At 61.1% G+C, this 22,020-nt stretch carries 19 protein-coding genes and 1 tRNA gene; 17 read left to right on the top strand and 3 right to left on the bottom strand.

What is annotated here, in order from left to right; all coding sequences use genetic code 11:
* Positions 1 to 14 precede the first annotated feature (14 nt).
* Both J7359_RS17515 and nhaC read right to left on the bottom strand, forming a co-directional pair.
* Positions 15 to 446 carry a universal stress protein gene (locus J7359_RS17515; protein ID WP_209058513.1) on the bottom strand — a complete coding sequence of 144 codons (432 nt, stop codon included), beginning with the start codon at positions 444 to 446 and terminating at the stop codon, positions 15 to 17.
* 61 nt (positions 447 to 507) lie between these two features.
* A complete protein-coding gene (gene nhaC / locus J7359_RS17510; protein WP_209058511.1) occupies positions 508 to 2,004 on the bottom strand; it encodes a Na+/H+ antiporter NhaC in 1,497 nt (498 codons plus the stop codon).
* A 605-nt stretch (positions 2,005 to 2,609) separates the two neighbouring features.
* On the opposite strand from nhaC, the gene J7359_RS17505 reads away from it, so the two are divergent.
* The 17 genes from J7359_RS17505 to J7359_RS17425 all read left to right on the top strand — a co-directional run bounded on the left by J7359_RS17505 (position 2,610) and on the right by J7359_RS17425 (position 21,712).
* Positions 2,610 to 3,611: a TRAP transporter substrate-binding protein gene (locus J7359_RS17505; RefSeq protein WP_209058510.1), complete on the top strand. Its 1,002-nt coding sequence runs from the start codon at positions 2,610 to 2,612 to the stop codon at positions 3,609 to 3,611.
* Positions 3,612 to 3,647: 36 nt separating this feature from the next.
* Positions 3,648 to 4,157, top strand: a complete 510-nt coding sequence (locus tag J7359_RS17500) for a TRAP transporter small permease (RefSeq protein WP_209058509.1) — start codon at positions 3,648 to 3,650, stop codon at positions 4,155 to 4,157.
* Positions 4,158 to 4,164: 7 nt separating this feature from the next.
* Complete coding sequence (locus J7359_RS17495; RefSeq protein WP_209058506.1) at positions 4,165 to 5,466, top strand: TRAP transporter large permease subunit; 1,302 nt, start codon at positions 4,165 to 4,167, stop codon at positions 5,464 to 5,466.
* Between the two features lie 146 nt (positions 5,467 to 5,612).
* Positions 5,613 to 6,221 (top strand): SDR family oxidoreductase, encoded by a 609-nt coding sequence (locus J7359_RS17490; protein WP_209058504.1) that lies wholly within the window; start codon positions 5,613 to 5,615, stop codon positions 6,219 to 6,221.
* Between the two features lie 18 nt (positions 6,222 to 6,239).
* On the top strand, positions 6,240 to 7,919 hold the full coding sequence (locus J7359_RS17485; protein WP_209058502.1) for a thiamine pyrophosphate-binding protein: 1,680 nt from the start codon (positions 6,240 to 6,242) through the stop codon (positions 7,917 to 7,919).
* Positions 7,916 to 10,000: a hydantoinase/oxoprolinase family protein gene (locus tag J7359_RS17480; RefSeq protein WP_209058500.1), complete on the top strand. Its 2,085-nt coding sequence runs from the start codon at positions 7,916 to 7,918 to the stop codon at positions 9,998 to 10,000. The genes J7359_RS17485 and J7359_RS17480 overlap by 4 nt, the downstream gene beginning before the upstream one ends.
* Positions 9,997 to 11,613 (top strand): hydantoinase B/oxoprolinase family protein, encoded by a 1,617-nt coding sequence (locus tag J7359_RS17475; RefSeq protein WP_209058499.1) that lies wholly within the window; start codon positions 9,997 to 9,999, stop codon positions 11,611 to 11,613. The genes J7359_RS17480 and J7359_RS17475 overlap by 4 nt, the downstream gene beginning before the upstream one ends.
* A 1-nt stretch (position 11,614) precedes the next feature.
* Positions 11,615 to 12,820, top strand: coding sequence for a pyridoxal phosphate-dependent aminotransferase (locus J7359_RS17470; RefSeq protein ID WP_209058496.1), 1,206 nt, complete (start codon positions 11,615 to 11,617; stop codon positions 12,818 to 12,820).
* Positions 12,821 to 12,829: 9 nt separating this feature from the next.
* Positions 12,830 to 13,648 (top strand): NAD(P)-dependent oxidoreductase, encoded by an 819-nt coding sequence (locus J7359_RS17465; protein WP_209058494.1) that lies wholly within the window; start codon positions 12,830 to 12,832, stop codon positions 13,646 to 13,648.
* Positions 13,645 to 14,850, top strand: coding sequence for an FAD-binding oxidoreductase (locus J7359_RS17460; protein ID WP_209058492.1), 1,206 nt, complete (start codon positions 13,645 to 13,647; stop codon positions 14,848 to 14,850). The genes J7359_RS17465 and J7359_RS17460 overlap by 4 nt, the downstream gene beginning before the upstream one ends.
* Before the next feature lie 86 nt (positions 14,851 to 14,936).
* Positions 14,937 to 15,860, top strand: a complete 924-nt coding sequence (locus J7359_RS17455; protein WP_209058490.1) for a LysR substrate-binding domain-containing protein — start codon at positions 14,937 to 14,939, stop codon at positions 15,858 to 15,860.
* Positions 15,861 to 16,055: 195 nt separating this feature from the next.
* Complete coding sequence (locus J7359_RS17450; protein ID WP_209058487.1) at positions 16,056 to 16,781, top strand: SDR family oxidoreductase; 726 nt, start codon at positions 16,056 to 16,058, stop codon at positions 16,779 to 16,781.
* Positions 16,778 to 17,527 carry an SDR family oxidoreductase gene (locus J7359_RS17445; RefSeq protein WP_209058485.1) on the top strand — a complete coding sequence of 250 codons (750 nt, stop codon included), beginning with the start codon at positions 16,778 to 16,780 and terminating at the stop codon, positions 17,525 to 17,527. The genes J7359_RS17450 and J7359_RS17445 overlap by 4 nt, the downstream gene beginning before the upstream one ends.
* 69 nt (positions 17,528 to 17,596) lie before the next feature.
* Entirely contained in the window at positions 17,597 to 18,628 is a 1,032-nt protein-coding gene (locus J7359_RS17440; protein ID WP_209058483.1) for an amino acid ABC transporter substrate-binding protein, read from the top strand.
* Between the two features lie 81 nt (positions 18,629 to 18,709).
* Positions 18,710 to 19,873: an ABC transporter permease subunit gene (locus tag J7359_RS20190; RefSeq protein WP_209058482.1), complete on the top strand. Its 1,164-nt coding sequence runs from the start codon at positions 18,710 to 18,712 to the stop codon at positions 19,871 to 19,873.
* A 3-nt stretch (positions 19,874 to 19,876) separates the two neighbouring features.
* Entirely contained in the window at positions 19,877 to 20,953 is a 1,077-nt protein-coding gene (locus J7359_RS17430) for an amino acid ABC transporter permease (protein WP_209058481.1), read from the top strand.
* A gap of 9 nt (positions 20,954 to 20,962) precedes the next feature.
* Positions 20,963 to 21,712: an amino acid ABC transporter ATP-binding protein gene (locus tag J7359_RS17425; RefSeq protein ID WP_209058480.1), complete on the top strand. Its 750-nt coding sequence runs from the start codon at positions 20,963 to 20,965 to the stop codon at positions 21,710 to 21,712.
* Positions 21,713 to 21,896: 184 nt separating this feature from the next.
* Here J7359_RS17425 and J7359_RS17420 read toward each other — a convergent pair.
* Positions 21,897 to 21,973: transfer RNA gene (locus tag J7359_RS17420), tRNA-Met, on the bottom strand.
* Positions 21,974 to 22,020 lie beyond the last annotated feature (47 nt).

Here is a 22,020-nt window from a genome sequence, read left to right as displayed (position 1 = left end):
GCACTGCTGACATGCTAGTCGCGCACGACCAGCACAGAGCATTCGGCGTGACGAACAACGCGGGCGGCCGTCATCCCCAACAGGAACTCCTTCATTCCCGGTTTGTGGGCCATAACAATGATCAGATCGGCCTCCACCTCCCTGGCCGCCTCAAGCACCTTGGAATAGGAACGCCCGTTCAGCACTAGAAATTCAGCTGACATATCGTCGGGCATGTGCCGGTCGACCACGTCGCGTAGCAATCCGCGCGCAGATTTGACAAAATCGTTCCGCACCGAATCGTAGCTCTGCAGCATCGGGCTATCGAGGTCGATATCCACTGCATTCATGAATGCCAGCGCCGCGCCGCAGAACCGGGCCAGCGAAACCGCGGTGTCGATCAGGGTGGCACAATCTGCCCCCTCGTGAAGATCGATCGGCACCAGAATTTTCTTGTAGGTGAGCATGGTTATTGACCTCATGCGTTAGACTGTGCCCGCGACCGCAAATCCGGTCGCGCGCGATTTCTTAAAGCTTCAGCATCGTGTCGCTGATCTGCGAGCCCGGCAGCAGCACACCATCGACCAGCACCGGCTCGTCGCGCTCCTGCCATTGCGCGACGTCATTTTCGGTCGCCGCTGGGATGAACATCCCGGTCGCCGCATAGACGATGTCGATGACGATCGACACCCAGCAGGCAATGGCCCAGACCCAGTAGTCCAGCGTCGCAACGCCCAGCGTGCTGGCCACGAAAACCCCACCTGTGGACCAGGGGATCAGCGGTGCAGCCAGCGTCGCCCCGTCTTCCATCGTGCGCGACAGTCCGGTGACATGGATGCCCTTGCCACGAAAGGCGGGGGCAAACATCCGGCCGGGCAGCGCCATGGCCAGAAACACATCGCCGGTCGCGAGATGGATCCCAAGAACCGAGGCCAGACTGGACATCAGCAGTCGGAACCGGGTCGTGGCGAATTTGATGATCGCGTTCAGCAGGGTTTCCAGACAGCGCGTCGCCTCCAGCGCGCCGCCAAGCGCCAGCGCAATAAGGACCAGCGTCACCGTCCAGTTCATCGACATGATGCCGCCCTTGGACAGTAGCGTATCGACCGAGGCGACGCCGGTATCGGCCTTGTAGCCGTTCAGCAGCGCATCGAAAGCCTGATGCACCCCCACCCCCTGCACAAGGATGGCGCAGATCACGCCCGCGACGACGCCAGCCATCAGACCCGGCAGCGCAGGGTATTTTCGGATCGACAGATACATGACAATGATCGCCGGCAGCAGCATGAAGGCTGACAGGTTGAAATTCGCCTTCAGCGTCGTCGTCGTTGCGGCCAGCGCGGCGGTGTCGATCTCTCCGCTGATGTTGTGACCGGCCCACAGATAGACGCCCAGCGCGATCAGCATGGCCGGCGCCGTCACCGGCAGCATGTTGCGGATATGGGTGAAGAGATCCGTGCCAACCACCGCTGGCGAGAAATTGGTGGTATCCGACAAGGGCGACATCTTGTCACCGAAGAAGGCACCCGAGACGATGGCACCTGCGGTCATTGCCAAGGGCACGCCCAGCCCCTCGCCGATCCCCATCAGCGCGAGCCCCATCGTGCCGACCGTGCCCCAACTCGTCCCTGTCGCAATCGAGACGATGGAACAGACGATGCAGGCGGCAAACAGGAACATGCTGGGCGATAGCACCTGCAGGCCGTAATAGATCATCAAGGGCACGGTGCCCGCCATGATCCAGCTCGCAATGATCAATCCGATGGTATAAAGGATAAAGATCGCAGGCAGCGCCACATGGATCACGTTGAACATGCCTTCCTGCATGTCAGCCCAGCGATAGCCCCGAAACCATCCCAAGGTGGTGGTGATCAGCACGCCGATCGCTAGCGGGATATGGGGCGAACCGTCCTTGAAGTAAAACACCTGGATGGCGACCAGCACGATTGTCGAAATCAGCGGGATCAGTGCCATAAGCACTGAGGGCTTTTCGATCTGCGCAGCTTTGCGATTTGCGGAAGTCATGTAATGGATCTCCTAGCTGTTCCTGTCTCGGAGCGCTTGACACGCAATGCGGCTGTCCGGTCGGACCTTTGCGGGAATGCTCCTGCAACACCGTCCGGCATTCGGCGGCGGCATCTGACTTTGGGCAGTCTTCCTTTTCTGATGAGCTTCGGCATCTCGCGAAGCTGGCTTTATGCTTGGGTCGGCGAGATCCGATCAATTGCCGCAGGGGCAATCATCTCGGCGCAGCGTGCCTTTTTACGGAAACCCCGTTTCCCGCGCGTCCCTTCGACAAAGCTACGCAGCTCAAGTCCGTGAGTCAGGCAACTATTTCCTCAAAGCGGAAAGGAGTTCTTGTCAAAGGGATGGCTGGCGACTCTCGCGCCTGCCCTGATTAGGGCCGAGGGTTGCGATATTATATCCGCCCGAAAGCCAGTGCACAGAGGTCCGACATATAGAACGACGGCCATCAATCCCGAATTTTCCGGTTGACGCTATAGGAAAAGGTATAGTTTCGGTTTTCAAGAAAAACTTGCTAATCGCGACCACACCGCGCGGCCAAGATGAGCATATAAAAATTCGCCGCCAAACCGTTGCGGCTATCACCCAACACGGAGAACCGATCTATGCATATGCCTGTTTTACCGCGTTCGTTCTGTCGGCTTGTCGTTGCCGGACTGACGGCATCGATCTCTGCCGGCACGGCAATCGCCGAAACCACATGGATCATGGCCTCGGGTTATCCCGAAACAAGCTTCTTCACCCAGAACATCCAGCAATTCGCCGATGAGGTCGAAGAGCGCTCGGGCGGCGAGTTGAAGATCGACCTGCGGTCGAATGACAGTCTGATCAAGCTGGATGCGATCAAACGGGCCGTGCAGTCCGGTCAGGTTCAAGCTGGCGAGATCCGGCTGAGCGTCTATGGGAACGAGGATCCGATCTACAATCTCGACAACACGCCCGGCGTGGCTGTCGACTATGATCAGGCTTGGACGTTGATGGAGGCCTCGAAACCCTATTTGGACGAGTTGTTCGGCAAGGACGGAATGCGTGTCGTCGCCTATGCGCCCTGGCCGGGTCAGGGATTTTACACGAAAGAGCCGATCAAAAGTCTGGACGATCTTTCGGGTCTGAAACTGCGCATCTATTCGCAGCAGACGCAAAAACTTGGCTCGGACCTTGGTGCTGAGGCGATCATCCTGCCTTTCGCCGAAGTCCCGCAGGCCTTTGCGACGAACATGATCGACTCGCTCTGGACCTCTGCGCAGACCGGGGTAGACATTCAGGCTTGGGACTATCTCAAAGCTTTCAGCTATACAGGCACGATGTTCCAGAAAAACGCGGTCATCGTGAATGAGCGCGCCTTTCGTGCACTGCCCGAAGAAATTCAACAGATCGTTCTGGACGAGGGTGCAAAGGCTACCGAGCGCGGCTGGAAACTGTCGCAAGAGGCCAGCGACGCGACCATGAAAACGCTGGAAGAACACGGCATGGCGCTGGCTGAGCCTCCGGCTGATCTGGTCGCAAAGATGGACCAGATCGGCACCGCAATGGCCGATGACTGGCGCAGCACGGCCTCGGCCGAAGAGATCGCGGTGCTGGACGCTTATCTGGCCGCAAGAAGGTAACGCGCCATTACAGGTCTTACATGGGCGGGGGCGGTGATGATCCGGCATATCCTTGACAGAATATACCTGCTGGCCGGGTATCTTGCGGCGCTGTTCGTGGCCGGCATCGCGGTCGCCATCGTCATCCAGATGGCGGCACGCCTGACCGGACACACTTTCGATTCGACCGAGGCGGCTGGCTTCTGTCTGGCTGCCTCGACCTTCTTCGGACTGGCCTATACGCTGCGCTCGGGCGGCCATGTCCGCATCACGCTGGCCATCGACCGCCTGCCGCCGCGTGCAAGGCGCACTGTCGAGGTGCTGAACTGCCTAATCGCCTCGGCCGGGGTGTCGTTTCTGGCTTGGCATGTGATCCTGCTGGCGGTGCAGTCCTGGCAATATCACGATATCAGCCCCGGCCTGCTGGCCATACCCTTCTGGATCCCGCAGGCCGGGGCCGCGCTTGGCGTGACCATATTCGCCATCGCCCTGATCGATGAGCTGATCTGGATCCTTCTTGGCCGCGCCCCGCATTACGACGCCGGGGACGAGACGCATTACGAATGAGACCGACATGGACATGACACTGATCGCCGGACTGACCCTTGGGGCACTGGTCTTCGGGATGCTCGCGCTGGGCATGTGGGTCTCGGTCACGCTGCTGGTCAGCGGCATCGCGATGATGGCGCTGTTCACGCCGGCGCCCGTCGGCTCGCTGATTGCCTCGACGGTCTGGGACAGTTCTTGGGGCTGGGCACTGACCTCGCTGCCACTTTTCGTCTGGATGGGAGAGATCCTGTTCCGCTCGAACCTGTCGCGCGACCTGTTCCGGGGGCTGGCCCCTTGGGTCGCGCCGCTGCCCGGCGGGCTTTTGCATGTCAACGTGCTGGGCTGCGCGGTCATGGCAGCGATCACCGGCTCATCCGCTGTGACCTGCGCCACCATCGGCCGCCTCAGCGTGCCAGAGCTGGAAAAGCGCGGCTATCCGATCCAGCAGACCATCGGCACGCTGGCGGGTTCGGGCACGATGGGGCTGCTGATCCCGCCCTCGATCATCATGATCGTCTATGGCGTCTCGTCGGGGCAATCCATCGCCCGGCTGTTCATGGCCGGCGTGATCCCGGGGCTGGTTCTGGTGCTGCTTTACATGGGCTATGTCGGGCTGCGCAGCCTCGTTCGTCCCGACGAAATGCCCCGGCGCGATCCGCCGACCAGCCTTGCCAAAAAGCTTTTGGCACTGCGCAACCTCGCGCCGTCGATCACGCTGGTGATTGCGGTGATCGGGTCGATATATGGCGGCTATGCCACCCCGACCGAGGCCGCGGCAATCGGTGTCTGCGGCTCTCTTCTGCTGTCGATGCTCTATCGCACGCTGGATCTGCAGGGCTTCATGGACGGGCTTTTGGCGACCGTCCGCACCAGTTGCATGATCGCCTTCATCATCGCGGCGGCATCCTGCCTGACAATCGCCGTTGCCTTCATCGATCTGCCGCGGCAGCTGGCCGAATGGGTCGGCACGCTGGGGCTGCCACCCATGGCGCAGCTTGCGGTGATCGCGTTGCTGATTCTGGTCCTTGGCTGCTTCCTTGAGGGGATCTCGATCATCGTGCTGACCTCATCGGTCATGCTGCCGATGGTGCAGGCGGCGGGCATAGATCTGATCTGGTTCGGGATATTTCTTGTGATCCTGATCGAGGCGGCACAGATCACGCCTCCGGTCGGTTTCAACCTGTTCGTGCTGCAAAACCTGACGGGCAAGGACATCTTGTTCATCGCCCGCGCGACGCTGCCCTATTTCCTTCTGCTGATCGTGCTGCTGATCCTAATAACCCTGTTCCCTGTCATTGTGTTGGGCCTTACTCAGGTGATGGGTTAGCAGCCCGGCGATTGAATCTTGCCCCCATTGCCGCGCCCTTCATCGCCTCTTCCTGACGAAAGAAATACTTGCCGAAGCCCGCACTTTTATTGATTTCCCGCCAGCCTTTGCGCAGGCACCATTCCCCTAACAAGGAGATCCGATGTATGAAGACGGCATTCGTGACAGGAGCGACGCGGAAAACGGGGCGGGCCATCGCCATCGCGCTCTCCCGGTCAGGCTGGCGTGTTCTTGCACTGGGTCGCGACCGCAGCATTCTGGAGGCCCTGCGCGCCGATCACGGCATCGAACCGCTGGCCATGGATCTGACCGATCGCGACGAAATGCGCGCGATCATGGTAAATCAGCATATCGATGCGCTGGTGATTGCGACCATGCGCTGGCCCGATACAAAGCCTTATGTCGAATATACCGAAGCCGAGATCGACATGGCGATGGAGGTCAATCTGGCCGCAGCGCTGCATCTGACGCGGAACGTGTTGCCCGTCATGGCGGCACGCAAGTCCGGTGCCATGGTTTTTGTCGGGCCGGGCAAAACCCCGATGCGCAGCACGGTCCAGACCACAGCCGAAGCAGCGATGACCGCTTTTGCTGCGGCATTGGCCGCAGAATATGCCGAAAGCGGCCTGATCATCCAATGTCTTGACCGGGATGGCCAGCAGCCGAACGAAACAGCGACGCGTGTCGTGCAAATGCTCGACATCCTGCCGCAGCATCACCCATCCCGGCCAGCCACGGTCGAAACAATCTACTGACAGCGAGGACGCAGCACTATGACGCGCAATGGCGGGCAACTTCTTGTGGAAAGTCTTGTCGCTCTGGGGGCGGTGAAGTGCTTCGGCATTCCCGGTGAAAGCTATCTGGCGGTGCTGGACGCATTGCACGATACGCAGGGTCGGCTCGACTATATTCTGTGCCGCAACGAAGGAGGCGCCGCGTTCATGGCGGCGGCCTATGGCAAGCTGACCGGCCAGCCCGGCATCTGCTTCGTGACGCGCGGGCCGGGCGTCACCAACGCCTCGATCGGCATTCACACCGCCATGCAGGACAGCGCGCCAATGCTGGTCTTCGTCGGACAGGTCGGCACCGACATGAAAGGCCGCGAGGCGTTTCAGGAAATCGACTACCGCGCCGTCTTTGGCACCATGGCGAAATGGGCGGTCGAGATCGACGATGTGGATCGCATTCCGGAAATTCTGTCCCGCGCCTGGACACAGGCCACGACCGGCCGCCCCGGCCCCGTCGTCGTGGCCCTGCCCGAGGACATGCTGACCAGTCTGACCGACACCGCCCCGCTGAGCGGCCCCATCGAAATCACCGAACCTGCGCCGACACCAGCCACCATGGCCCGCATCCGCGATATGCTGGCAGGTGCAGTACGTCCGCTGATCGTGATTGGCGGCTGCAACTGGAAAAACGGCAGCACCCGCGCTATTCAGGAATTTGCCGAAGCCTCGGATATCCCGGTCGCCGCGATCTTCCGCTATCAGGATCAATTCGACAATAATTCGCCCGTCTTCATTGGCGAGATGGGCGTCGGCATGACCCCGAAAATCCGCGGGATGGTCGGCAAGGCCGATGTGATCCTGGCGATCAACAACCGCTTCGGTGAGATGTCCACGGACGGCTATACCCTGCTGGAAGTGCCGCAGCCGAAACAGGCCGTAATCCATGTCCATGGCTCGGATCTGGAAATCGGCAAGGTCTATCGCCCTGCGCTTGGCGTGCATGCCGGCCCCAACGCCTTTGCCGAGGCCCTTTCGGCCGTGGAACCCGTCAAGGGCGGCTGGGCCGAGTGGCGCGCTGACGCCCGCGCGGCGTATGAGGCGGGCTTCGAGTTGCCCGACCTGCCCTCGCCCGTCGACATGGGCAAGGTCTGCGCCTATCTGCGCGACCGGCTACCCGAGGATTTCGTGCTGACGAACGGCGCCGGCAACTTCACGGTCTGGCCGGGCAAGTTCTTCCGCTATGGCCCCAAGGCACGCCTGCTGGGTCCGCAATCAGGCGCCATGGGTTATGGCGTTCCGGCAGCGATTGCCGCGAAGGTCGCCTGTCCCGAGCGCACGGTGGTCTGCTTCGCGGGCGACGGCGATTTCCAGATGAACAATACGGAACTGGCGACCGCACTGCAGCATGATGCCCAGCCCATCATTCTGGTGCTGAACAACGGTATCTATGGCACAATTCGCGCCCATCAGGAACGCAACTACCCTGCCCGCGTCTCGGGCACGACCATGGTGAAGAACCCCGATTTCGTCACATTCGGCAAAGCTTATGGCTTTCACGCCGAACGGGTCGAGACGACCGCCGATTTCGCCGCCGCCTTCGAACGTGCCATGGCCTCGAATACCGGCGCGCTTCTGGAACTCAACATCTCGCCCGAGGCGCTTACGCCACGTCAGACCCTGACGCAGATGCGTGACGCCGCGCTTGCTGCAAAGGAAAACGCATGAGCTATGGTCAGGACATCCGTCTGGGCGCGGATATCGGCGGCACCTTCACCGATATCGCACTCGATCTGCGCGGCAGCATCTTCTCGACCAAGGTGCTGACGAACTACACCGCGCCCGAACAGGCCATTCTGGACGGGATCGAGATTGTAACCCGAGATGCGGGCATCCCGCCTTCAGATATCGACATCATCATCCACGGCACGACGCTGGCCACAAATGCCCTGATCGAACGTCGCGGTGCCCGCACCGTCCTGATCACGACCGAGGGTTTTCGTGACGTGATCGAGATGCGGACCGAGAACCGGTTCGAGCAATACGACCTGTCGCTGGTCCTGCCTGCGCCGCTGATCCCACGCGAGGACCGCTTTACCGTCAAAGGCCGGATCAGCGCTCAGGGCGAGGAATTGCAGGCACTGGACGAAGCCGCGCTGGAACAGATCGCTCGGACCATCAAGGCGCAGGATTTCGGCGCCGTCGCCATCGGCTTCATCCATTCCTATATGAACGGCGCCCATGAACAACGCGCCCGCGAGATACTTTTGCGCCATCTCGACCTGCCGATCTCGATCTCGTCCGAGGTCTCGCCCCAGATGCGCGAGTTCGAGCGTTTCAACACCGTCTGCGCCAATGCCTATGTGCGGCCCCAGATGGCCAGCTATCTGGCCCGGCTGCAGGACCGGCTGAAGGACATGGGCGCGACCTGCCCGGTCTTCATGATCCATTCGGGCGGCGGGCTGGTCTCGGTCGAGACGGCGGCGGAATTTCCTGTGCGGCTGGTCGAATCCGGGCCGGCCGGGGGCGCGATCTTTGCCGCCGACGTGGCGCGGCGTTTCGATCTGGACCGGGTGGTCAGCTATGACATGGGTGGCACCACGGCCAAGATCTGCCTGATCGAGGATTTCCAACCGCAGACCGCCCGCAGTTTCGAGGTCGCGCGGACCTATCGCTTCTGCAAGGGCTCGGGCATGCCGATCTCGATCCCGGTGATCGAGATGATCGAGATTGGCGCGGGCGGTGGCTCGATCGCCTGGGTCGACGATATGGGCCGCATCCAGACCGGCCCGGAATCGGCCGCCTCGGAGCCGGGGCCGGCATGTTATCAGCGCGGCGGCGAGCGCCCCGCGATCACCGATGCCGATCTGGTGCTGGGCAAGCTTGACCCCGACAATTTTGCCGGCGGCAAGATCAGGCTTTCGACCGAAAACGCACGCAATGCCATTTCCCGCGACGTGGGCAACAGCCTGCACCTTGACGCGACTGCTGCCGCCTTTGGCATCGTCGAGGTGGTCGACGAGAACATGGCCAATGCCGCCCGTGTCCATGCGGTCGAAAATGGCAAGAACGTCTCGGACAACACCATGATCGCCTTTGGCGGCGCGGCCCCCCTGCACGCCGCGCGCCTGTGCGAAAAGCTGGGCATCGATCGCTGCCTGATCCCGCAGGGCGCTGGCGTCGGTTCGGCCATCGGCTTTCTCAAGGCGCCTTTCGGATACGAGGCGGTCGGTTCGCAGATCGCGACGCTGTCGGGCTTTGATATCAACCGGCTGAACACCATGCTGGACGGGCTGAAGGCCACCGCCGAAGGCTTTGTCCGCGCCGGAACCGAAGGCGATATCAGCCGCGAAGTCGTGGCCTTCATGCGTTATGCCGGTCAGGGTTGGGAAATCCCGGTCGCCATGCCCGACCGCCATTTCACCGCCCAGGATCGCCCGATGATCGAAGAGGCCTTCAAGGCACGCTATGCGCAGTTCTTTGGCCGTGCCGTCGACGGACCCGAGATCGAATTCGTGACTTTCTCGGTCAAGGCACAGGATATCCGACCGGATGTGGCGCGAGTGCATCTGGTTCAGGACGGCACGCCGACCGCCGTGCCCGGAACCCGTCAGGTCTTTGACCCCGCCAGCGGCGATGCGCAGGAAACCGCGATTGTCCCGCGCGAGAGCCTCTCTGCTGGTCAGCGCGTAACTGGCCCCGCCGTCATCGTCGAGCGCGAGACCTCGACCGTTGTCACCTCACCCTTCGACGCCGTCATTCAGACAGATGGCACGATCCTGATGCTTCGCAAAGGACTGAACGCATGAGCCAGCTTGACGAAATCCGCATGCAGGTGATGTGGAACCGCCTGATCTCGGTGGTCGAGGAACAGGCGTTGACCCTGTTGCGCACCGCCTTTTCAACCTCGGTGCGCGAGGCGGGCGATCTGTCCGCCGGGGTCTATAACGCCAAGGGCGAGATGCTGGCCCAGGCCGTGACCGGCACGCCGGGCCATGTGAACACCATGGCCGAGGCCGTGATGCATTTCATCAATGAAATCCCGCGCGACGAGATGTTCCCCGGCGACACCTATGTCACCAACGATCCGTGGAAAGGCACCGGCCATCTGCATGACATCACCATGGTCTCGCCCAGCTTCAAGGGTGACGAGCTGATCGGCTTTTTCGCCTGTACGGCCCATGTCGTCGATGTCGGCGGGCGCGGCTTTGGCGCAGACGGCAAGTCGGTCTATGAAGAGGGCATCCAGATCCCGATCATGAAATTCGCCGAACGCGGTCAGGTGAATCGGGATCTGCTGAAAATTCTGCGTCTGAACGTGCGCGAGCCCAATCAGGTCATCGGCGATTTCTTCTCGCTCGCAGCGTGCAACGATGTCGGCCACAAGCGCCTAATCGAGATGCTGGACGAAACTGGCATGGCCAATCTGGACCCAATTGGCGATTTCATCCTGTCACGGACCCGCACTGCGATCATGGAACGCATCGCCGCCCTGCCCAAGGGAAGCTGGTCCTACGAGATGGTCACCGACGGCTATGACGAGCCAATCAAACTGCGCGCGCAAGTCAGCTTCGGCAATGACAGCGTGAACGTTGACTTCACCGGCACCGATCCGATGAGCCGCTGGGGAATCAACGTGCCGCTGATCTATACTAAGGCCTATGCCTGCTACGCGATGAAATGCGTGGTAGCGCCCGATATTCCGAACAACGCGGCGTCGCTGGCGGTGTTCGATGTCACATCGCCGGTCAATATCCTGAACGCCGAACGCCCCGCGCCGGTCTCGGTGCGTCACGTTCTGGGCCATATGGTGCCCGACCTGATCCTGGGCGCGATGGCGCAGGCGCTGCCCGGCAGGATACCGGCTGAGGGTGCCGCAGCCTTATGGAATATCCATATCTCGGCCCGTCCGGTCGTCGGCGGCACGGGGCGTCAGGCCGAGGTTCTAATGTTCAATTCGGGCGGCATGGGCGCGCGGCCGACGCTGGACGGCCTGTCCTCGACCGCCTTCCCCTCGGGCGTTCATACCATGCCGATCGAGGCGACCGAGCATACCGGCCCCATCGTCGTATGGCGCAAGGAACTGCGCCCCGATTCAGGCGGCGATGGCAAATATCGCGGCGGTCTTGGCCAGATCATCGAGATCGCGCCAGCCGAGGGGCATGAGTTCGACTTTTCCGCCATGTTCGACCGGATCGGCGCAGCTCCGCGTGGCCGCGATGGTGGTGCGCCGGGCGCGGCTGGCCGCGCTGCGCTGGATGACGGCACAAGCTTGCGCCCCAAGGGCTGGCAGCATGTGCCACAGGGTCGCAGGCTGGTCCTGCATCTGCCCGGCGGCGGCGGCTACGGCGAGCCAACTGAGCGCAGCAATGACGCACGGGCCGAAGATCTGGCCAAGGGCTATGTGACGGAGGCGAAATAACATGACGCAAATCGCAGATCGTCTTTCGGCTGTAAAGCCTTCGGCCTCGATGGCAGTGTCGCAGGCGGCCAAGGACCTGGCCGCAACCGGGGTCGATGTGATCGACCTTGGCCTGGGCGAGCCGGATTTCGCCGCCCCCGCCCATGTGAGCGAGGCGGCCTTTGCGGCGGCCAAAGCGGGCCGCATGCTTTACACCGCCTCGCTGGGCACGCCCGCCCTGCGTCAGGCCATCGCCGCCAAGTTCAGGCATGAAAACCGCCTCGATTATGCAATTGACGAGATTGCGGTCGCCAATGGCGCCAAGCAGATCATCTTCAACGCATTGATGGCAACGGTGAACGCGGGCGACGAGGCGATCCTGCCGGCGCCCTATTTCGTCTCTTACCCCGAAATGGTGAAGCTGTTTGGCGGCGTGCCCGTCACCCCGGAATGTTCCGCCGATGCGGGCTTTCGGCTGACGCCCGAGGTTCTGGAGGCAGCGATCACACCCCGCACGAAATGGCTGTTTCTGAACTTGCCCGGCAACCCCTCGGGAGCGGTCTACAGCAAGGCGCAGCTTCAGGCCCTAGGCAAGGTTCTGGCCCGACACCCGCAGGTGCTGATCCTTTCGGACGAAATCTATGAGCATATCATCTTTGACGGCCGCAGTTTCGTCAGTTTCGGCGAAGCCTGCCCCGAACTGCGCGACCGGACGCTGGTGATCAATGGCGTTTCGAAAGCCTATGCGATGACCGGCTGGCGCGTCGGCTATGCCGCTGGACCTAAGGATCTGGTCAAGGCGATGGGCACGGTGCAAAGCCAGTCCTGCACCTCGGTCAGTCAGATCGCACAGATCGCCGCGCAGGCCGCGCTGGAAGGGCCACAGGACGATGTCGCCCGCTTTCGCGAGGCCTTCGAGCGCCGCCGCGATCTGGTGGTCGAGGGCATTGCCGGAATCGACGGGCTGACGCTGGAGCCGCCCGAAGGCGCCTTTTATGCCTATATCGGTTGCGCGGATTTCATCGGCAGCACGACACCGGACGGCGAGACCATCGCGAATGACCAGGACTTCGCCCAATATCTGCTGCATCACGCCCATGTCGCCGCCGTTCCCGGCGCCGCTTACGGGCTGTCGCCGTTTTTCCGCATTTCAACGGCAACCTCTGACGAACAACTTGGCGAAGCCATCGCGCGCATCGGGTCAGCCGTCGCCGGGCTCAGAACATAAGGACAGGTCATGGCGAAAGATTATGAACGCATCCTGATAACCGGTGCCGCCGGTCGTTTGGGGGGCCATCTGCGCAAAGGTCTGGCGCATCTGGCCAACCATATCCGGCTGGCTGACCTGACCGAGATCACCGATCTGGCACCGCATGAAGAGGCAATGAGCTTCGATCTTGCCGATACTGACGCGGTTGCGCGCGCGATGGAGGGCGTCGATGCGGTGGTGCATTTCGGCGGTGCACCGCTGGAAACCCAATGGAATACCATTCTCGCCTCGAATATCGAGGGCACCTATAACATTTACGAAGCCGCGCGGCGGAAGGGCGTCAAGCGCGTGGTCTATGCGTCATCGGTCCATGCCATCGGCTATCACAAGCTGACCTCGCATATCGACGAGGCCGCGCCGGTGCGGCCCGACAGCCTTTATGGCGTGTCGAAATGCTTTGTCGAGGCGCTTGCCCGGCTCTACTGGGACAAGTTCGGCATGGAAAGCGTCTGCCTGCGGATCTTTTCGTCCTTTCCCGAACCGCCCGAACGGCGGATGCTCTGGTCCTGGCTCAGCTTTACCGATTGCGTGCGGCTGGTCGAGGCCAGCCTGACCGCGCCGCATGTCGGCTTTACCATCGCTTATGGCCTGTCCGACAACAAAGTCTGCCCGGTCGACACGTCGAACTGGAAGCTGCTTGGCTATCACCCGCAGGACAATACCGAATTCGTGCGGGCAAAGGTCGAATCCACCGTGCCGCCTCTGGACCCGCATGCCCCCGCCACACAATATCTGGGCGGCTGGTTCGTCGATCTGCCCCATCCCGACGACGAGGTCGCGAAATGAAGGACAGCTATGACGTCGTCATCGTCGGCGGGGCCGTGATCGGCTCGGCCGTTGCCTATTACCTGACGGCGAACCCCGATTTCCAGGGCTCGGTGCTGGTCGTGGAACGCGATCCGACTTACATCCATTCCTCGACGGCATTGTCGTCGTCGTCGATCCGCACCCAGTTCTCGAACCCGATCAACGTGAAGATCAGCCAGTACGGCTCGGAGGTCATCCGCAATTTTGCCGAGATGATGCGGCATGGTGATGAAGAGCACGACCTCCACTTCCACGCGGGCGGATACCTGTTTTTGGCGAACACGCCCGAACAGGTCGAAACCATGCGCGAGAACCACGCCGTGCAGATGAATTGCGGCGCCGATACGATCCTGTGGAATCAGGAGCAGTTGGCGCAGGCCTTCCCGCATCTGCGCGTCGAGGACGTGCTGCTGGCCTCTTACGGCCGATCGGGCGAGGGCTGGTTCAACAATACCGGTCTGATGTACGGCTTCAAGGCCAAGGCACGGTCGCAAGGCGCCGCCTACATCAAGGACAATGTCGTGGCGATCGGCCGCGAGGGCAATCGGGTGACCTCGGTGACGCTGGAATCGGGGCGGGAGATCAAGGCCGGTACCATTGTCAACGCTTCCGGTCCGCGGGCGGCGCTGACTGCTCTCATGGCCGACCTGCACATCCCGGTGGAGCCGCGCAAGCGCACGCTCTTTGTCTTCGACTGCGCGAAAACGCCGGAAGGGTCAGCCAATGTCAACCACGGGCGCCTGCCGCTGATGATCGCGCCGTCGGGCGTATTCTGCCGGCCGGAAGGCAAGTTCTTTCTGGCAGGCTGTCCGCCGGCGGATGATACGGCCGTGGACTGGGAAGATTTCGACCCGCGTTATGACGAATTCGAGGATGTGATCTGGCCGGCGCTGGCAGAGCGTTCGGAATCTTTCGAGGCGATCAAGGTGGTGAACCAGTGGGCAGGGCATTACGCCTTCAATACGCTCGATCACAACATGATCGTGGGCCGCCACCCGGAGGTGACCAATTTCATCTTCGCCAACGGCTTCTCAGGTCACGGGTTGCAGCAGGGTCCGGCCACCGGGCGCGGGGTATCGGAGTTGATCATCTATAATGGCTTCCGCACGTTGGACCTTTCCGACCTCGGATTCGAGCGTATTATCCAGAAGCGGCCGTTTCTGGAAAAGGCCGTCATATGACCCCATGCCCCTGCCCCCAGCAGCGGCACCTGCTGCCGGGATGTGATGAGACAGACACAAGCCTCTGACAAGATGCGAGACGGGCGATGAGCGGTCGTGGGCTTCGGCTTCCGCCGCTGAACGCCCTGCGCGCCTTCTGGGTCGTGATGCGCAAGGGCAGCTTTCGTGCCGCTGCCGATGATATGCTGGTCACGCCGCAGGCCGTGAGCCAGCAGATCAAGCTGCTTGAGGACACGCTGAATGTGCCTCTGTTCGAGCGTAAGGGTCGCGTCGTCGAGCCGACCGAACACGCGATCCTGTTGTCGCATTTCGTGCAGGCGGGGTTCGATGAGTTCACCGAAGGCATCCAGCGGGTCACGAATTCCAGCTATCGCAACCGCATCAACATCAATGTCAGCCCCTATTTTGCTACCCGGTTTCTGGTCGAGCGGCTGGAGAATTTCCGCGACAGGATGCCCGGCGCCGATCTGCGGCTGACCACGATGATCGAGCTGCCCGACTTTGCTGCCGATGAGGTCGACGTCGCGATCCAATGGGGTTTCGGGAACTGGAAAGAGTTCGAAACGACGCTGCTGGTGCAAGATCCCAAGATCATCTGCTGCTCGCCCGACATGGCGGACAGGATCAGGACCCCGGCAGATCTGACTATGCAGACGTTGCTGCACCCGATTCTGGCCCGCGATCTGTGGACAAGAGTGCTGCGTCACCTTGGGGTGGAGGCCAGCGACAATACCGGCGAGATCCAGTTCCAGGATGCCGCCACAATGCGGCGCGGAACCGCTTCTGGCATCGGTGTCGGCCTGATTTCCCGCATCGACGCGATGGAAGACCTGCAAAGCGGCCGTCTGGTCGCGCCGCTAGGCCAGGATCTTCTGAAAGATATGGCTGTCCGTGACATTCCCGGCTTCTATCTGATCGTGCCACGTGCGCATCGACGGGTGCAGATCATCCAGAATTTCTGCACCTGGATCACCTCGGAAGACTGGCAAGACCTGCTTTATCGCGACTAGCTCCGCGCAGTAGGACGGCGCCGCCACGTTTCTCTGCGCATGAGATATATCCCTAAGCGGGGTGCAACTTAGCGCGACGCGGCCTCGAAACAGACAAGTAAATCTTGTGGTTTCTCTTGATTTACTGGTTATGAGAAGCACCGAATTCGCATCTACCTTCATGAAATCAGTAGGATTCTCGCGGAGTGGATGCAGATGGCGACAGCATTGGTCACGGGGGCAAGCAGCGGCATCGGCCGGGCCATCGCCGTCTTGCTTGCCGAAGCGGGATGGAAGGTTCTTGCCATCGGCCGCGACCCGGACCGGCTGCAGGAGTTGCGACGCATCCCGGGGATCGAGCCGGTCGGGCTGGATATAACCGAACGCGACGAGCTGCTGGCAGTAGCCTCCGGCGCCAGGATCGAGCTTCTGGCGAATAATGCCGGGATGATGCCGCCGCCCGGACCGTTTCAGACCGCCGACCAGTCCGGGCTTGATACTGCCATCGCCGTCAATCTGACCGCGCAGATTGCGCTGACCCGGATGGTGCTGCCGGGAATGGTGGCGCGCGGAAAGGGGCACATCTTCTTTACCGGCTCTATCGCCGGGCACGCCGCCTTTCCTGACATGGCAGTCTATTGCGCCACCAAGGCCGGGCTCAGCGGCTTTGCGCAGGCCTTGCGGCTAGATGTCGCCCAACACGGCGTACGGGTGACCGAGATCGTCGCGGGAAGGATCGAGACAGGAATTTATCGCGAGATCCTGCCCGACGACGCTCGCGCGACCATGTATGCAGGCCAGACCGCCGTTCAGCCCGAAGACGTGGCGCGGATGGTGCTGGCCATCCATGCGCTGCCCGAAAGAGCGGATGTCGCACGTTTCGACATTCTTCCCACCCGTAAGCCATCCCCGGAAAATCAAACCGATGCGAGGGCGAAATGAACGGCCTTTCTGTCGTGATCGTCGGCGGCGGCGCCGGGCTGGGTGCGCTTATCGGCGAGATGGCGCTTGAGGCGGGTGCAGTGGCACTTGGCATCATCGACCTGAATGGTGAGGCCGCCGAGGCCGCGCTGGAACCGGCGCGCAAGGCCGGGCTACCGGTCGCGGCGGCGACCTGCGATATCAGCGTAGGCGCCGATGCGCATGCCGCGTTTTCCCAGGTCGCAGGGCAACTTGGTCGGGTCGATACGCTGATCAACTCGGCCGCGATCTTTCCGCGCAAGCCGCTGCTGGAGATCACCGATGCGGATTGGGACGCCTCGAACGGCGTGAACGTCAAGGGCTCCTATCACATGATGGTCGCAGCTGCCCGGCAGATGCGTCAACAGCAACCCGTGGGCCAAGTCCGGGGCCGCATCGTCAACATCACCTCGGTCGATGCCTTCAAGGCGCATCCGCAGAACGCCCACTATGCCGCCACCAAGGCAGCCGTGGTCAGTCTGACCCGCAGCTTCGCGCATGAACTGGCGCCCGACGGCATCCTTGTGAACTCGGTCGCGCCGGCCGGGATGGCAACCGTCAAGGCCAGAGCGCTGGGCTTCCTGAGCGAGCTGGCCAAGGCCAGCCCCTTGGGCCGCGGCGGCGAGCCGCGCGAGATGGCCGAGTGGGTGCTGATGACCGGTGGCCCGAAGAACACCTATATGACCGGCGAAAACGTCATCGTTTCCGGTGGTTACATTTACGCCTGAGCAATCCGCGAGATGCATCCGGCAACAAGACCGAAGCCTCGCACCACATCATCCAACTGGGAGTTTGAGATGAAAAAAGTACTGAATATCGCTATACTTGCCACAGCGACCGTGATCGGCGCCTCGGCGGCGCATGCCGACAATGGCGACACGCTGAAGGAGGTCAAGGCGCGTGGCGCGCTGAATTGCCCGGGCCATACCGGATCCTATCTGGGCTTTGCCGAAGTCGACGACAAAGGCGTCTGGAACGGGCTGGATATCGACCTGTGTCGGGCCATGGCAACTGCCACGCTAGGCTCACCCGACAAGTTGAAGGTCATCCCGCTGAGCTGGGCGCAACGCTGGCCGTCGCTGCAGTCAGGCGATGTCGACATCATCATCAAGGCCTCGGGCGGGACGTTTTCGCGCGATACGGAACTGGGCTTCCAGTTCTCGAATTCCTATTACCTCGGCACGACCAAGGTCATGGCGCATAAGGAACTGGGGCTGACCAGCATGAAGGATGCCGATGGCGGCACCATCTGCATTCCCGCCGGTGCCAGCCAGGAACGTCAGGTCGCCTCTTATGCTGAAAAGTTGGGCATCGAGCTGGAAACGGTCGCCATCGAGAAGACGGAAGAATTGGAGGACGCCTATTTCTCGGGCCGCTGCGATCTTTATGCGCAATGGGGGCCGGTGCTGGCCATCGCGCGTTCGGTCTCGAAAAATCCCGACGATCACGTCCTTCTGCCTGACGTCCTGGCCGTCGAACCCGAGGTCATGATTTCGCGTCAGGGCGACGACAACTGGGTCGATATTTCGAACTGGGTCCTGTCGGTGCTACTGTTCGCGGAACAGGAAGGCGTTACCTCGCATAACGTGGACGAGATGAAGGCCAATCCACCCACCAACGAGATCGCCAAGATGCTGGGCGCGCAGCCGGGCTTTGGCAAGCCGCTGGGGCTTGAGGACGACTGGGGATATAACGTCATCAAGAATGTGGGTAATTATTCCGAAATCTTCGAGCGCAATCTGGGCCAGGACTCGCCCTACAAGATGCCGCGTGAAATGACGGCGCTTTGGAACAACGGCGGCGTGCTTTTCCCATTGGTGATCGACTAACCGGTTATACGATCCCGGCCCGAAGCTGTTCATGCATTCGTGCGCGGGCCGGGACTGCTTCAAGCTCAAAGGTGAACGGTCATGACCTTCTGGCGCAACCGCAGAGCGCGTGCGGCTATTCTGCAGTTCCTGTACGTCGGCAGCCTGATCGCCATCGTTGCGATCGGTGCAATCACAGCCAGGAAAAACCTTGACGCGCAGGGCATCACCTCCAGTTTCGACTTCCTGTGGAAATCGACCGGCTGGGACATTCCCTTTTCGCTGCTGCCGGCAAGTTCTGCCGATCCCTATTGGTGGTATCTGCTGATGGGGGTGCTGAATACGTTGTTTCTCGGCGTGATCGGCCTAGCCTGCGCGACAGTTGTCGGCGGGCTGGTCGGTTTAGCGCGGGTGTCAGAGAACCACGCAGCCCGGCTGTTGGGCACAATCTATGTCGAAACCTTCCGCAACATACCGCTGATCGTGCAGGTATTCTTCTGGTATGCGCTGGCCAACCGACTACCCCGCCCCAAGGACGCAATCGAAATCGGCGGACTGCTGATCAGCAATCGCGGCATCTATGTTCCCGGATTAAACGTCGTAGGTGGTTCGGTTGCAGGATTTTTCCTAATCCTGTTTGCGACGCTGTTCGGCTTGATCTGGTTCGCCTCTGCCCGCCGTTTCAAGCGAATCGATCCATCGCGCAAGCGTGCGGTCGGTTTGGGGGTCGCAGGTGCCGCCGCCCTACTGGCCATACTGGTGATCTGGATGGGCCATGAACCCGGAACCCCGATCATGACCATGCCAGAGGCCGGCGGACTTAACATCCGCGGCGGCTATCGCATTCAGCCCGAAATCTATACGCTGGCCTTTGCCATCGCCGTCTACGGTGGTGCCTATATCGGCGAGATCGTGCGTGGCGGCTTCAAATCCGTCGGGCGCGGTCAGACCGAAGCGGCGCGGTCGCTTGGCCTGACCGGCTGGCAGGTCTTCAGCCGCGTGCGGTTGCCGCTGGCGCTGCGTTCGATGCTGCCAATCCTGACGAACCAGTATGTCTGGCTGATCAAGGCCACGACACTGGGAATCGTGGTAGGTTTCTCTGACTTCTTCATGGTCATTGCCTCATCCATCACCCATTCGGGACAGACGCTGGAATTTGTCGGCATCCTGATGGCTGGCTTCCTGATCATCAATTTCTCGCTGGCAGCGGTCATGAACCGCATCAACAAGGCCGTGGCCCTGAAGGGCCACCAGCTGCGGAGCTGAGCCATGACACAGGCAGCGCTTATCCAGCAGCACTCGTTTCTGAACCGCGTCCGGCGTTACTACTTCTCAGGCGCGAGGTCGACCCTGCTCAGCCTGATCTGCTTTGCCTTTCTGGCCTGGCTGATCTGGACGCTGATCGACTGGGGCATAATGCGTGCAACGTTCGATGCCAGCGCCCGCCAGCCGGAATGCGATGCCAATGGCGGCGCCTGCTGGTCGGTCATTGCCAATCGATGGCGACTGATTATGTTCGGTCTTTACCCTTACGAGGAGCAATGGCGCTCGGCCCTGGCCTGCCTGGCGGTCGTCGTGACCATGGTACTCAGCTGCCTGCCCGCCTTCTGGACCGGCCGGCGACTGGCCGCGACCTGGTTTCTGGGATTCGCCACCTTCTTCATCCTGATGAAGGGTGGCATCCTTGGCCTGCCGCTGGTCCGCGAAGAACAATGGGGCGGCCTGTCGCTGACCCTGTTCATCTTTACCGGCACGGCGGTGATCGGAATGCCTCTGGCGATCTGTCTGGCGCTACTGCGCAGCAGCGAGATGCCCTGGATTGCCCGGACCACCGGTGCAGTGATCGACGCGGTGCGATCTCTGCCGCTGATCTCGATCCTGTTTACCTTTGCCATCGTCCTGCCTTTCATGCTGCCGGGATTTCTGATCGGAGAAAAGCTCTATCGCGTCATCTGCGGATCCGCGTTGTTCTTTGCTGCCTATCAGTCCGAAATCATCCGCGGCGGCATGCAGGGCGTCGCCAAAGGTCAGGACGAAGCCGCAAAGGCGCTGGGGATATCCTATCGACATCGGGTGTCGCGAATTCTGCTGCCACAGGCTTTCCGCAATGCTCTCCCCGCCACGATCAACCAGTTCGTCATCACCTTCATGGAGACATCTCTGGTCGTTATTGTCGGCTTCTTCGACCTACTGGCCTCTGGCAACGCAGCCTATGGTACCGGCGAGTGGACCTTCGCCTTTGTCGAGGTCTATGTCTTCGTCGCCGCGATCTATTTCATCTTCGTCTTCGGTCTGTCGCGCTATGGCGGCTATCTGGAACGCCGCATGTCGGTCGACCAACGCTAGGAATCCCCCATGACCAATCTTAACGCCCCCGCCATCGAAATCCGCGATCTGCAGAAATACTACGGTACCTATCATGCGTTACGCTCTATCAACCTGACTGTTGCGCGCGGCGAAAAGATCGTGATCTGCGGCCCGTCAGGATCGGGAAAGTCCACCATGATCCGCTGTATAAACCGGCTGGAAGAGCATGACGCCGGCCTGATCCGCGTTCTCGGCACCGAATTGAACGACGATCTGGACAGGATCGACGAGATCCGCCGCGAGGTGGGCATGGTCTTCCAGCATTTCAATTTATTCCCGCATATGACGGTGCTGGAAAATTGCACCTTGGCCCCGATGCTTGTGCGCAAGACCTCGCCGGCCGAGGCAGAGGCAATAGGATTGCGCTATCTTGAGAAGGTGCGCATCCCGGATCAGGCAGACAAGTTTCCTGGACAACTCTCGGGCGGCCAGCAGCAGCGCGTAGCCATCGCGCGCGCGCTTTGCATGAAGCCCGAGGTACTGCTTTTCGACGAGCCCACTTCAGCCCTTGACCCCGAAATGATTGCCGAGGTGCTGGACGTAATGACCTCTCTGGCCGCCGAGGGCATGACCATGATCTGCGTCACGCATGAAATGGGCTTCGCCCGCAAGGTCGCTGACCAGGTTATTTTCATGGATCAAGGTGAAATCATCGAGCAGAGCGCCCCCGACGAATTTTTCGATCACCCGAAAAGTGATCGAACGAAGGCATTCCTGTCTCAAATCCTGGGGCACTGACGACGGCCAGAGATCAAAGGCACGCGCACACGTCAACCTTGCCGGCCAACGCCTGTGGCTGCGCGCCAATGCACGTCGGTGCAGTTTTTGGTGTCCGGTGTTGATGTAGCGTTGATGTAGACGCGCGAAATGCCGGTGGTATTGGAATACCATCGACTTATCGTTTTGATCTTAGGTGATTTTTTGGTTGCGGGGACAGGATTTGAACCTGTGACCTTCAGGTTATGAGCCTGACGAGCTACCGGGCTGCTCTACCCCGCGCCAATTGCATCGCGGTGATCTGCGGTGCTTTTTGTCATCGTTTCAGA

The sequence above is a fragment of the Paracoccus sp. R12_2 genome, assembly GCF_017744015.1.
In the GTDB taxonomy this organism is placed as follows: Bacteria; Pseudomonadota; Alphaproteobacteria; order Rhodobacterales; family Rhodobacteraceae; genus Paracoccus.
Note: the sequence above shows the minus strand (reverse complement) of the source record. Positions and strands in the feature narration are given on the sequence as shown.